Here is an 11487-nt window from a genome sequence, read left to right as displayed (position 1 = left end):
CCTACGCCTCGACGCCGATCTGCTTGCCGTCCTCGCGCCACGCCATAGCCACGGCCGGGCGCGGGACGGAGTTGCCACCTTCCGGCCAGTGCGAGCCCGGGTTCTCGAAGGTCGCGTCGTCGGACTCGCCCGGGTGCTGCACGTTAACCATCACGCGCTCCTCGGTGACGATCGGGCCGCAGGTCTCGGCGTCCTTGGGCACGGTGAGGAAGCACTTGACCTGGCCGCGGTTCTCGCCCTCGAGACCGACGGCGTAGAGGCCGTCATTGCTGTCCAGCGCGTTTCCATCCGTGGAGATCCACAGGTTGCCGTGCTTGTCAAAGGCCAGGTTGTCCGGGCAGGAGATCGGAGAAACCTTGTCCTTGTCGAATCCGCCGAAGTAGGTTGACGCCGCATCCGGGTCACCGCAGACGAGCAGCAGGTTCCAGGTGAACTCCTCGCCCGCGAAGTCGTCCTCGATTTCCATGACGAGGCCGTTCTTGTTCTCCCGGATCGGGGCGTACTCCTTGACATCCTCCTTGCTCTTCTTCGCGTTCTCACCGGAAGCGCCGCGGTAGGAGTTGTTGGTCAGCGCCAAGTACAGCTTCTCGTTGACCGGGTTGACCTCGAAGTCCTCCGGGCGATCCATCTTGGTCGCGCCGACCTTGTCAGCCGCGAAGCGGGTGTAGACGGCAACCTCCTCCGGAGTAAAGCCGTCGACGTGCGACTCGGCGCCGTTGGCGGTCACGGTCAGCAGCTTGTGCCAGGTCCCTTTACCGTCGAACTCGCCGTCCTTGGGCAGGTCGCCGTCGCCGGTGATCTCGGACTCCGGGGAGTTGCCTTCCAGCGACGCGACGTAGAGGGTGCCCTCGTCGAGGATGGTCATGTTGTGCGCCAGGTCGCCTTCCTTCACTTTCTTGGAGGAGACGAACTTGTAGATGTACTCGAAGAGCGAATCGTCACCCGAGTAGCACACGACGGTGCCGTCCTTGGCGACATGGACGTTGCCGGCCTCGTGTTTGAAACGGCCCATGGAGGTGTGCTTGACGGGCGTGGAGTTCGGGTCCAGCGGGTCGATCTCGACGATCCAGCCGAAGCGGTTGAACTCGTTCGGTTCCTTCGCCAGGTCGAAGCGGTCGTGCAGGCGCTCCCACTTGCGCTCGGATGCCTCCTCCTCGACGCCGAAACGCTTGACGTCCTCGGCAGCGCGCTCGCCCTCGACCTTGGCGGCGTTGGCGAAGTACTGGTCGAAGTTCTCCTCGCCGGACAAGAAGGTACCCCACGGGGTCATGCCACCGGAGCAGTTGTTCAGCGTGCCCAAGACCTTGGTGCCGGTGGAATCGGCGTTGGTCTTAACCAGGTCGGAGCCGGCCGCGGGACCCTTCAACTCGAACTCGGTTGTCGCAGTGATGCGGCGGTTCAGCGGGCCGAACTCGCGCTTGAGCTCGCCTGTGTCACCGACCTTGGACACCTCGAGGATGGTGTGGCCGTGGTTGGCCAGCCCGATGTTGATCTGCTCGTCGGTCGGGTTCTCTGCGTCATAGCCGGGGAACATCTGCGGCTCGGTGGTGTACTCGTGGGAGCAGACGTAGACGAGACGGTTCTTGTCGCTCGGGTGCTCCATCAGACCGGCGAAGTCGTTGTTGAAGCCGAACTGCTTCTCTGCGGCCGCGGCGGTTTGATTCTGCGGATCGAATTTCGGCGCATCCTTGAAGATCGGGTCACCCCACGCAATGAGCACGCCGGTGGCGTAACCCTCCGGTACGACGACCTTGTCCTCGGTGTTCGGCTCGACGGCCTTGAACTGCATCCCCTTGACAGCTTTAACGTCGGCGGCAACCGCAGAAGAGCTGCCGGAGGCGGCTGTCGTCGTCGCGGTTCCGGTTGCGCCGCCGTCGCCCGGCTCAGCACCGCAAGCTGCGAGGGCCGCGCCTCCACCGACGGTGACAACACCGAGGCCGAAGGACTTGAGCACACCGCGTCGCGAGACAACGTCGCCGAAGTAGACGTTGTCAGACGTATTGGTGCACTCGCCCCAGCACGCGTTGCCGCACTTGTAGGTGCAGGTCAGTTTGGAACGCTTGGATTGGAACAGCAGGTTGAGACCCTTGATGGTCATAGTGAGACTCCCCGTCTACGCGCGATAGCAGCAATATGTCGTGAAATGACACGGCGGACTTTAAGGCGCACTCATAACGCGTTGGAGAATCTGAAATGAACATTCGGTGAATACGCGCACGGGAACGTTGGGGAGGGCGTCGACAAGCGAAAAGCCCCGCCGAAGCGGGGCTAATCCATCCGAAGGCTGCTGACTAGCGGGCCTTCTCGATGATCTCGACGAGACGGAAGTGCTTGTCCTTGGACAGCGGGCGGGTCTCCTCGATGAGGACGAGATCGCCGGTACCGGCGGTGTTCTCCTCGTCGTGGGCCTTCACGCGCTTGGTGGAACGCACGATCTTGCCGTACAGGGTGTGGGACTTGCGGTCCTCGACCTCGACCACGATGGTCTTGTCCATCTTGTCGGACACGACGTAGCCGCGGCGGCGCTTCTGCACAGCCTTGTCCTTGGTCACGTTAGCGGTAGTTTCAGTCACGTTTGCCTCAGTTGCTTCAGTCATGGTTATGCCTCAGCTCCCGGGACGACAGACAGACCGAGCTCACGCTCGCGCAGCACGGTGTAGATGCGTGCGATGTCGCGCTTGACGGTGGAGATGCGGCGGTTGTTGGTCAGCTGGCCGGTCGCGAGCTGGAAGCGCAGATTGAACAGCTCTTCCTTCGCGTCGGTCAGGCGGGTGCGCAGCTCATCATCGTTGAGCTCGCGGAACTCGGATGCGGGGGTACCAGCAGCCATTAGAACAGGTCCTCCTTCTTGATCACGCGGACCTTGCACGGCAGCTTGGCGCCTGCGCGGCGCAGAGCTTCCATGGCGGTCTCCTCGTTCGGGTAGGACATCTCGAAGAGAATGCGGCCCGGCTTCACGTTGGCGACCCACTTCTCAACCGGGCCCTTACCGGAACCCATACGCACGCCGAGCGGCTTCTGGGTCAACGGACGGTCCGGGAAGATGTTGATCCAGACCTTGCCACCGCGCTTGACGTGGCGGTTAATGGCAATACGAGCGGACTCGATCTGGCGGTTGGTGATGTAGGCCGGCTCGAGAGCCTGGAGGCCGTAATCACCGAAGTTGATGGTGTTGCCACCCTTGGACACGCCGCGACGGGTCGGGCGGTGCTGGCGGCGGTACTTCACGCGCTTGGGAATAAGCATGTGTTTAGCCCTCCTGCTTCTGCTCTGCGCGCTGGCGGCGCTGGCCGCCACGGCGCGGGCGGCGGTCACGGTCGCCGCGACCGCGGCGGTCGTTCGACGGAGCGTTGAGGTCAGACTCACGCACGCCGCCGACGACGTCACCCTTGTAGATCCACACCTTCACGCCGATGACGCCGAAGGTGGTGTGTGCTTCCGCAATGCCGTAGTCGATCTCCGCGCGAAGGGTGTGCAGCGGCACACGGCCCTCGTGGTAACGCTCGACACGCGACATTTCGGCGCCGCCGAGACGACCGGAGGTCATGACCTTGATGCCCTTGACCTGCGGGTTACGCATTGCGGACTGGATGGCCTTGCGCATTGCGCGGCGGAATGCCACGCGGTTGACAAGCTGCTCGGCGACAGACTGAGCAACGAGCGCGGCATTAGCGTCGACGTTCTTGACCTCGAGGATGTTCAGCGCGACCATCTTGCCGGTGAGCTTCTCCAGCTCGCGACGGATACGGTCTGCCTCGGCGCCGCGGCGGCCGATCACGATGCCCGGACGGGCGGTGTGAATGTCGACGCGGACGCGGTCGCGGGTGCGCTCGATGACGACGTCGGCGATGCCAGCGCGCTCGAGACCCTTCGACAGGAACTCGCGGATCTTGATGTCCTCGGCGACGTAGTCTGCGTAGTTCTTGTCGGCGTACCAGTGGGTCTTCCAGTCAGCGGTGATGCCCAGGCGAAGGCCGTGTGGGTGGATTTTCTGGCCCATTACTTAGCCCCTTCCTTGTTGGCGGCAGACTCAACGGACTCGACGACCACGGTGATGTGCGAGGTGCGCTTACGGATCTGGAAAGCGCGGCCCTGTGCGCGCGGCTGGTAGCGGCGCATTGTCGGGCCCTCGTTGGCGTAGCACTCGGCCACGACCAAGGTGCGCGGATCTAGGCCGAAGTTGTTCTCGGCGTTGGCCGCGGCGGATGCGACGACCTTTGCGACATCCTTGGACGCGCCCTGCGGCGCGTACTTCAGGATGGCGAGAGCTTCGGAGACGGACTTTCCGCGGACCAGATCAAGAACGCGGCGCGCCTTCATCGGGGAGGTGCGGACGAACTTGGCCGTCGCGGATGCGGAGGTGATGGTGTCACTCATCGCTTATCGACGTCCCTTCGATTCTTTGATGTGACCCTTGAAGGTCTTGGTTGGTGCGAACTCACCGAGCTTGTGACCGACCATGGACTCATCGACGAACACCGGCACGTGCTTGCGGCCGTCGTGGACGGCGAAAGTGTGACCGATGAAATCGGGGAGAATGGTCGAGCGGCGAGACCAGGTCTTGATGACCTGCTTGGTGCCGGCCTCGTTCTGAGCATCCACCTTGTTGAGGAGGTGCTCATCGACGAACGGGCCCTTCTTCAGGCTGCGTGGCATGTCTGCTTACCTCCTCTTAGCGCTTCTTGTTCGCGCGACGACGGCGCACGATCATGTTGTTCGAGTAACGGTTCGGGTTGCGGGTGCGGCCTTCCTTCTGGCCCCACGGCGACACCGGGTGGCGGCCGCCGGACGTCTTGCCCTCGCCACCACCGTGCGGGTGGTCGACCGGGTTCATCACGACACCGCGGACGGTCGGGCGCCAGCCCTTCCAGCGCATACGGCCAGCCTTACCCCAGCGGATGTTGATCTGGTCGGCGTTGCCGACCTCACCCACGGTGGCGCGGCAGCGGATGTCCACGCGGCGGATCTCGGAGGACGGCATACGCAGCACTGCGTATGCTCCTTCCTTACCGAGGAGCTGGATGGAAGCGCCAGCGGAGCGGGCGAGCTTGGCGCCTGCGCCCGGCTTGAGCTCCACGGCGTGAATGGTCGTACCGGTCGGGATGTTGCGGAGCGGCAGGTTGTTGCCCACCTTGATATCCGCGTTCGGGCCAGACTCGACCATGGTGCCCTGGGTCAGGCCCTTCGGTGCGATGATGTAACGCTTCTCGCCATCGGCGTAGTGCAGCAGCGCAATGTTGGCGGTGCGGTTCGGGTCGTACTCGATATGAGCGACCTTGGCCAGCACGCCGTCCTTGTCGTTGCGGCGGAAGTCGATGACGCGGTAGCGGCGCTTGTGTCCGCCACCGCGGTGGCGAGTGGTGATGTGACCGTGGTTGTTACGGCCGCCCGTCCTGGGGAGCGGGCGCAGCAGGCTCTTCTCCGGAGTGGAGCGGGTGATCTCCGCGAACTCGGAGACGGAGCTGGCGCGGCGACCCGGGGTTGTCGGCTTGTACTTACGAATAGCCATAATGTGTCCTTTTCTATCGAGCCACTTAGACGGCTGCGCCGCCGAAGATGTCGATGGAGTCGCTGCCCTCGCGGAGGGTGACGTAGGCGCGCTTGGTGTCCTTGCGCTTGCCGAAACCGGTGCGGGAGCGCTTGCGCTTGCCCTCACGGTTGGCGGTGTTCACCGAAGCGACGTCGACGCCGAAGATCTCCTCCACGGCAATCTTGATCTGGGTCTTGTTGGCAGACGGGTTCACGAAAAACGTGTACGTGTTCTGCTCCATCAGTGCGTAGGTCTTCTCGGAGAGGACCGGGGCGATGATGATGTCACGCGGGTTGGCGATCTTAGCCATTTACTTCTCCTCCTCCACAGCTGCAGCGGGTGCGCCGGCGGCGGCGTTCACGAAGGTGTGAAGCGCCTCCACGGAGAACACGACATCGTCAGCGTTGAGCACGTCGTAGGTGTTCAGCTGGCCCGGCTCAAGGATGTGGACGCCCGGCAGGTTCCTTGCGGAAAGTCGGGAGTTCGCATCCTCACGGCCGATGACCAGAAGAACGGACTTGCGGTCGGTGAGACGCTCGATGAACGCGCGTGCGGATTTCGTCGACGGGGTCTGGCCCGGGACGAGCTCCTCCACGACGTGGATGCGAGCACCACGTGCACGGTCGGTGAGTGCACCTGCGAGAGCAGCCTTGATCATCTTCTTGGGGGTGCGCTGCGCGTAAGAGCGCGGCTGCGGCCCGTGGACGGTGCCACCGCCGGTGAAGTGCGGTGCACGGGTCGAACCCTGGCGGGCGCGACCGGTGCCCTTCTGGCGGAACGGCTTCTTGCCGCCGCCGCGAACCATGCCGCGCGTCTTGGTGGCGTGGGTGCCCTGGCGAGCAGCTGCCTGCTGCGCAACGACAACCTGGTGCATCAGGGGAATGGACGCCTCGCGGTCGAAAAGCTCGGCCGGGAGGTCGACGGAACCGTTGGTCTTGCCGTCAGCGGTGTGGACGTCGAGAGTCAGGTTCGTCATGCGTGAGCACCGCCCTTCACTGCGGTCTTGACGGTAACAATGCTGCCCTTGACGCCCGGGATTGCTCCCTTGATCAGGATCAGGTTGTTGTCGCCGTCGATGCGTTGGATCTTCAGGTTCTGGGTGGTAACGCGGTTGCTGCCCATGCGGCCTGCCATGCGGGTGCCCTTGAACACGCGGCCCGGGGTCGCGCAGGCGCCGATGGAGCCCACGCGGCGGTGCGCGGCCTGGTTACCGTGGGATGCGCCCTGGCCTGCGAAGCCGTGGCGCTTCATGGCGCCGGCGTATCCCTTGCCCTTGGTGGTGCCGACGACGTCGACGTAGGAGTCGCCGTCGAAGATGGTCGCGTTGAATTCCTGGCCGACCTCGTACGCGGAGGTGTCGTCCATGCGGATCTCGGCGACGTGGCGGCGCGGGTTGACGCCGGCCTTCTTGAAGTGGCCGACCTGCGGCTTCTTCGTCTTACGGGGATCGATATCGCCGTAAGCAATTTGGATGGCGCTGTAGCCATCGGTCTCGGGGGTACGAATCTGGGTGACTACGACCGGCCCAGCTTCGACGACGGTGACCGGGATAACCCGGTTGTCCTCGTCAAAGATCTGGGTCATGCCGAGCTTCTTGCCCAGAATGCCCTTGATCTGGTTGTCAGACATGTGTTAGTTCTCCACTACCAAAAGTCGGAATCTTGCTTACTGGATGTTCACGTCGACGCTTGCCGGCAGGTCGATGCGCATGAGCGCGTCCACCGTCTTGGGCGTCGGGTCGAGAATGTCGATGAGGCGCTTGTGAGTGCGCATCTCGAAGTGCTCGCGAGAATCCTTGTACTTGTGGGGAGAACGAATAACGGCGTACACGTTCTTCTCAGTGGGCAACGGCACCGGCCCGACGACGCGGGCACCCGTGCGGGTGACCGTCTCGACAATCTTCTTCGCGGATGCGTCGATTGCCTCGTGGTCGTAGGCCTTGAGCCTGATGCGGATCTTCTGTCCCGCCACGCTTACCTCTTCCTCGCATCCCCACATTCGGTGTTTCGAAGCGGTGGGGTTGAATGCTTCTAGTTTCTCTATAACGTTGTCCGGGCAAGGCCCTTGGCTCAACGCCAGTGTCGTTTCTGACTGCCATGACACGAACCGGAAGGTTAAGTGGCACGGCAAATAATTGCGTGCAACTGCTTAAGTGCTTCCGCCGGAGGCGCTTCGCGCCTCGGGTGTCAGACTCGGAAGGGCGCGTGACCCTTGCGTACTGCCGCTGTTTATTTGCCATGGCCCTTCTCCGGTCCCCTTGCGGGACCTTCTCGATATAAGAAGGTGTCATGTTCGCCTCACCACCGCGCCACCTCTCTCAAGGCCGCGCCGTGTCAAAGCAACCCGACTATTAAAGCACAGGCCGTAAATCAAAAGCAAGACGCTTGTCGACGCCCCTTCCAACGCTTCGGCGGTAGAGTTGGGTGCACCGTTTCAAGAAAGGACAGCCATGGCTGAGAACAACCGCGGCACTTCCACCGTTGTCACATCCGAGACTCCGGTCGCCCCCGCAACCCGCAACGAAAACCTCGTAACTGACCACGGCACTACGGTCATCGACGACACCGTTGTCGGCAAGATCGCGGGAATTGCCGCGCGCGAGGTTTCCGGCGTAGCCAACTTGGGCGGCGGAGCCGCACGCATGTGGGGCGCTGTGCGCGAGTCCTTAACCGCGTCGACCAACGTCCAGCAGGGCGTTAACGTCGCTGTCCAGGAGGGCCACGCGTCTGTGGCGGTGGCGATCATCGCGGAATACGGCGTTGCCATCCACGAACTCGCCAAAGCCATCCGCGAGAACGTCACCCAGGCAGTGACACGTATGACCGGCCTGATCGTCGACCGCGTCGACATCACCGTTCACGACGTGAACCTGCCCGAGGCAGAGCCCGCCGACCGCGCAGACACCCCCGACGCGGTGTCCCCCGCGGCCTCTCTGAGTCACTAACGATGCCAGGCTCCATCACTCGGGAATCCGGTGAGGCCATCCGGCTGGCGGTGCTGTCCGTCCCCGGGGTCGCGGGGTTGAGCGCGGGCAGGTTCGGTGAAGTGGCGCTACTACTCCCCGGCACCCGCATCCACGGGCTTCGCGCGGTGGACCGCTCATCCGCCGTCGGCACTGAAATCCATGTCGTCTACAACGTGGATTCGGGTCGCCCGATTAACAAGGTTGCGGAGGATGTCCGCTCCGCCGCCGCCGCTGCCGCCCCGCAGTTGGACTTTATCGACATCATCGTTGCGGACGCGCAGAAAGGGACCCACCCATGAATCCCATGAATCTTCTCGGCACAAAGACCGCGCTCGGCATTATCGCGGGCGTCATCGTCGCCTTCTTTGTCACCTTCGGCGGTTGGCCCGGGTTGCTGTGGCTTCTCTTGTTCGTGGCCATCGGCGGAGTCATCGGTGCCCAGCTCGACGGCCGGGTGGATATCGCGGAGATCATCAGCGCCGGCTCTGGCAGAGGACGCAGCTGATGGACCCGACATCCCTGCATTTGAGCGAGCGCGCCGTGGAGCGCATCGCAGAGGCCGCCGTCCGTGGTGTCCCCGGTTCGATCTGCCTGGACGCCAAGCTTGCCGGTCTCGCCGGGCGCAGCCTGCCACGGGCACACGCGCGCCTGAACAAACGGGCGGGCACCGCTGCCATTGAGACGGAAATCGCGGTGTCATACCCCTCCCCCGTCGCTGCCATCACAGACGCAATCCGAGCCGCGGTGATCGCGCAGGTGCACACCCTCACCGGTATGGAAGTCACGCGGGTCAACATCAAGGTCGCCGACGCCAAGGCCGGTGGCGCCGTCACCCTCCACGAGGTGACCGAGCACCCGGTTGCGATCGACCCTATCCCGGTACGTGTCCGATCTTCCTCGCAGCGACCGGAAAGAGTGTCTGCGCCTGCTCCCCGCCCCGTGCGCACGGGGGGGTTGCGCCCCAAGCAACACGAACTGCTCTCCGTCGGGTTCACGCCTGCGGAGGTCGTCGATACGTTCTCCGCGCCACCCATCGATGTCGCCGCCCCCCACACCCCGGCACCCACGCCTCTCCGCCCAATCACGATTGAACCGATGGTGAACGCCGTTGTCTCCACGCACTGACCTTCCCGCCGCCTCCCCGGGACGTGAACCGCGGGCGGATCCGCCCGCCCGTTGGCTTGCCGTCCTCATCGGCGTGCTTCTTCTCGTCCTCGCGTTTGCGATCGGACGGGATCTGTGGTTTCGCTGGGGCGAGAACAACCCCGAAAATTCGTGGGTGGCGGCCGCGCTGCGCTGGCTGGCCTCGTACCCGGTGAATCTGGTGGCGGTCGCGCTCGGCATCGCCGTCTCGCTGGCGGGCCTGTGGATGATCATCGCCGCGTTGTCCCCGCGCGTGCGCACCCACGCTCGAGTGGCGTCACCCGCGTCTGTCTGGATCCGCCCCGTCGACATGGCCCGCAAGTCGACCCACCTCGCCCGCACCCACGCCGGGGACGGCGCCATCAACTCCCGCGCCACCCGTAGGCGCGTCCGGGTGGCCGTCGAAGATGACGGGACCGGTACAGAACTCAAACAGCGCATAGAAGCCTCGCTTATCGACGAGTTTTCCCCGCTGCAGGTACAGCCGCGCGTAACCGTCGCCCTACTTCCCCAGCAAGCGGACCCGACCAGCGAGGATGAGCAATGACCCGTGCACTTTCCGCCGTCGACCGCCTCCTCGTTTTCCTCTGCGGCTGCACCCTCCTGGGGGCGGGGTTGGCGCCGGCGGCCCTGTACTGGGACGTCCCCTACGCCAGCGAATTTGTCGCATCCCTCGACCGAGCGCGCCTGTCTTCGCTGCCCCAGTCGCCCTGGTACCCGTACGCGCTGGCGGGCGCCCTAACGGTTGCGCTAGTTCTTGGCGCGTGGCTGGTGTACTCCAACATCCGCAGCCGGGCGTTTACCACACGGCCTGTCACCCCGGCAGACGGTAAGCACGGCGATACCGTCTTCCACCTGCAGCGCGTGGCACAGGCCGCCTGCGAGCACATGTCAGCATCGGAGGTCGTCGATAACGCTCAGGCCACGGTCGCCATGGTGCGCGATCGACCCACTGTCACCTTCACCGTCACCGCAGAACCCGGCTACACCCTGCGCGAGACGGTGTCCTTCGTGGAGTCGGCCGAGCGGGACTTCGTGGCGGCCTGCGGCGCCATGGACATCGACACGGTGTACAAGCTCCACCTCGACCGGATCGGGGGCTGATCTACACCTCGAGGACGTGGACGGACGCGACACGCCCAAGCGGCGAGGCGCGCCCTCCACCCGCAGGCTTGACCACAAGGTCTTCGCCGGGTGCGCATGCATCGATCCGTTCCCAGGCAACCATCGATGAGGAGACTTCCCTGGCCACCTGCTCCCAGACCCGGATCCTCTGGCCAATGACGGCCCGTCTGCCGTCCTCGAAAGCGACGAGCCAACGGTGGTTACCCACGTCGAGTCTGTCCAGACCGAGCAAATCCGGTGCATCCTCGGGGTCGAATACACTAACCAATCCCACCACGCCGAGCCGGTGCTCCACCCCCTCCGTATCCGCGATGACCAGGGGCAGCCCCGGACCGGTGCGGCGCATTGAGGAGTACGACCAGACACCCGGCATCCGACCCGCGTCGCGGGCGCTGCGGACGACCACAGTCCCGCCGCCTAGGGTGACGACATGAGCAGGCGAAGACGTGGTGATGGTGAGGTGTGCGATGGTGGAGGCGTCGATAAGCGACGGGTGCTCTGACTCGATGTCGTTCAAGACCTGGAGGAGATCGTCGTCGGTGGAAGCCCACCCGATCCCCCGGTTTGCGACGACGCCCAAAAGCTCAGGCAACGTAATGTCCGGCTGCCCCTCCCACGCCCGGCGCAGAGCATCGATCATGTGGGGAATACGGGTCGGATCTTTCACGTCCAGCAACCTTACCCTGAACGCAGAGAAGGCCTCCGACCCCTTGCGGGGTGGAGG

At 64.1% G+C, this 11487-nt stretch carries 19 protein-coding genes; 6 read left to right on the top strand and 13 right to left on the bottom strand.

Translation table 11 applies throughout. The annotated features are described in order from the left end of the window. Position 1: 1 nt before the first annotated feature. The 12 genes from G7Y29_RS01625 to rpsJ form a co-directional block, all read right to left on the bottom strand. On the bottom strand, positions 2-2098 hold the full coding sequence (locus tag G7Y29_RS01625) for a PhoX family protein (protein WP_165003494.1): 2097 nt from the start codon (positions 2096-2098) through the stop codon (positions 2-4). A gap of 193 nt (positions 2099-2291) precedes the next feature. Continuing rightward, positions 2292-2597, bottom strand: coding sequence for a 30S ribosomal protein S17 (rpsQ, locus tag G7Y29_RS01620; RefSeq protein ID WP_165003493.1), 306 nt, complete (start codon positions 2595-2597; stop codon positions 2292-2294). Between the two features lie 2 nt (positions 2598-2599). Then, positions 2600-2830, bottom strand: coding sequence for a 50S ribosomal protein L29 (rpmC, locus tag G7Y29_RS01615; RefSeq protein WP_165003491.1), 231 nt, complete (start codon positions 2828-2830; stop codon positions 2600-2602). Then, a complete protein-coding gene (gene rplP / locus G7Y29_RS01610) occupies positions 2830-3246 on the bottom strand; it encodes a 50S ribosomal protein L16 (RefSeq protein ID WP_165003489.1) in 417 nt (138 codons plus the stop codon). Before rplP ends, rpmC begins: the two co-directional genes overlap by 1 nt. Positions 3247-3250: 4 nt before the next feature. Continuing rightward, positions 3251-4000, bottom strand: coding sequence for a 30S ribosomal protein S3 (gene rpsC / locus G7Y29_RS01605; RefSeq protein WP_165003487.1), 750 nt, complete (start codon positions 3998-4000; stop codon positions 3251-3253). Continuing rightward, on the bottom strand, positions 4000-4377 hold the full coding sequence (gene rplV, locus G7Y29_RS01600) for a 50S ribosomal protein L22 (RefSeq protein ID WP_165003485.1): 378 nt from the start codon (positions 4375-4377) through the stop codon (positions 4000-4002). Before rplV ends, rpsC begins: the two co-directional genes overlap by 1 nt. 3 nt (positions 4378-4380) lie before the next feature. After that, positions 4381-4656, bottom strand: a complete 276-nt coding sequence (rpsS, locus tag G7Y29_RS01595; protein ID WP_006839436.1) for a 30S ribosomal protein S19 — start codon at positions 4654-4656, stop codon at positions 4381-4383. Positions 4657-4672: 16 nt separating this feature from the next. Beyond that, positions 4673-5509 (bottom strand): 50S ribosomal protein L2, encoded by an 837-nt coding sequence (gene rplB, locus G7Y29_RS01590; protein ID WP_165003483.1) that lies wholly within the window; start codon positions 5507-5509, stop codon positions 4673-4675. Positions 5510-5534: 25 nt separating this feature from the next. Continuing rightward, on the bottom strand, positions 5535-5840 hold the full coding sequence (gene rplW / locus G7Y29_RS01585; protein WP_165003481.1) for a 50S ribosomal protein L23: 306 nt from the start codon (positions 5838-5840) through the stop codon (positions 5535-5537). After that, positions 5841-6506 carry a 50S ribosomal protein L4 gene (gene rplD, locus G7Y29_RS01580; RefSeq protein WP_165003479.1) on the bottom strand — a complete coding sequence of 222 codons (666 nt, stop codon included), beginning with the start codon at positions 6504-6506 and terminating at the stop codon, positions 5841-5843. After that, on the bottom strand, positions 6503-7159 hold the full coding sequence (gene rplC, locus G7Y29_RS01575) for a 50S ribosomal protein L3 (protein ID WP_165003477.1): 657 nt from the start codon (positions 7157-7159) through the stop codon (positions 6503-6505). Before rplC ends, rplD begins: the two co-directional genes overlap by 4 nt. 36 nt (positions 7160-7195) lie before the next feature. Continuing rightward, entirely contained in the window at positions 7196-7501 is a 306-nt protein-coding gene (gene rpsJ, locus G7Y29_RS01570) for a 30S ribosomal protein S10 (RefSeq protein WP_003848085.1), read from the bottom strand. Between the two features lie 478 nt (positions 7502-7979). On the opposite strand from rpsJ, the gene G7Y29_RS01565 reads away from it, so the two are divergent. Genes G7Y29_RS01565 through G7Y29_RS01540 form a run of 6 tightly spaced genes read left to right on the top strand, consistent with a single transcriptional unit; the run spans position 7980 to position 10742 of the window. Continuing rightward, entirely contained in the window at positions 7980-8474 is a 495-nt protein-coding gene (locus G7Y29_RS01565; RefSeq protein WP_165003475.1) for an Asp23/Gls24 family envelope stress response protein, read from the top strand. Between the two features lie 2 nt (positions 8475-8476). Next, positions 8477-8794 carry a hypothetical protein gene (locus tag G7Y29_RS01560; protein ID WP_165003473.1) on the top strand — a complete coding sequence of 106 codons (318 nt, stop codon included), beginning with the start codon at positions 8477-8479 and terminating at the stop codon, positions 8792-8794. After that, positions 8791-9000 (top strand): hypothetical protein, encoded by a 210-nt coding sequence (locus G7Y29_RS01555; protein WP_328699854.1) that lies wholly within the window; start codon positions 8791-8793, stop codon positions 8998-9000. The genes G7Y29_RS01560 and G7Y29_RS01555 overlap by 4 nt, the downstream gene beginning before the upstream one ends. Beyond that, positions 9000-9620 (top strand): Asp23/Gls24 family envelope stress response protein, encoded by a 621-nt coding sequence (locus G7Y29_RS01550; RefSeq protein ID WP_165003471.1) that lies wholly within the window; start codon positions 9000-9002, stop codon positions 9618-9620. Before G7Y29_RS01555 ends, G7Y29_RS01550 begins: the two co-directional genes overlap by 1 nt. Continuing rightward, entirely contained in the window at positions 9604-10185 is a 582-nt protein-coding gene (locus tag G7Y29_RS01545; RefSeq protein WP_165003469.1) for a hypothetical protein, read from the top strand. Before G7Y29_RS01550 ends, G7Y29_RS01545 begins: the two co-directional genes overlap by 17 nt. Next, on the top strand, positions 10182-10742 hold the full coding sequence (locus G7Y29_RS01540; protein ID WP_165003467.1) for a hypothetical protein: 561 nt from the start codon (positions 10182-10184) through the stop codon (positions 10740-10742). The genes G7Y29_RS01545 and G7Y29_RS01540 overlap by 4 nt, the downstream gene beginning before the upstream one ends. A 1-nt stretch (position 10743) precedes the next feature. Here the strand turns inward: G7Y29_RS01540 and G7Y29_RS01535 are convergent, their stop codons facing one another. Beyond that, complete coding sequence (locus G7Y29_RS01535; RefSeq protein WP_165003465.1) at positions 10744-11430, bottom strand: hypothetical protein; 687 nt, start codon at positions 11428-11430, stop codon at positions 10744-10746. Positions 11431-11487 lie beyond the last annotated feature (57 nt).

The organism is Corynebacterium qintianiae (assembly GCF_011038645.2).
Classification (GTDB): Bacteria; Actinomycetota; Actinomycetes; order Mycobacteriales; family Mycobacteriaceae; genus Corynebacterium; species Corynebacterium qintianiae.
This window is presented reverse-complemented; position numbering and strand designations above follow the sequence as displayed.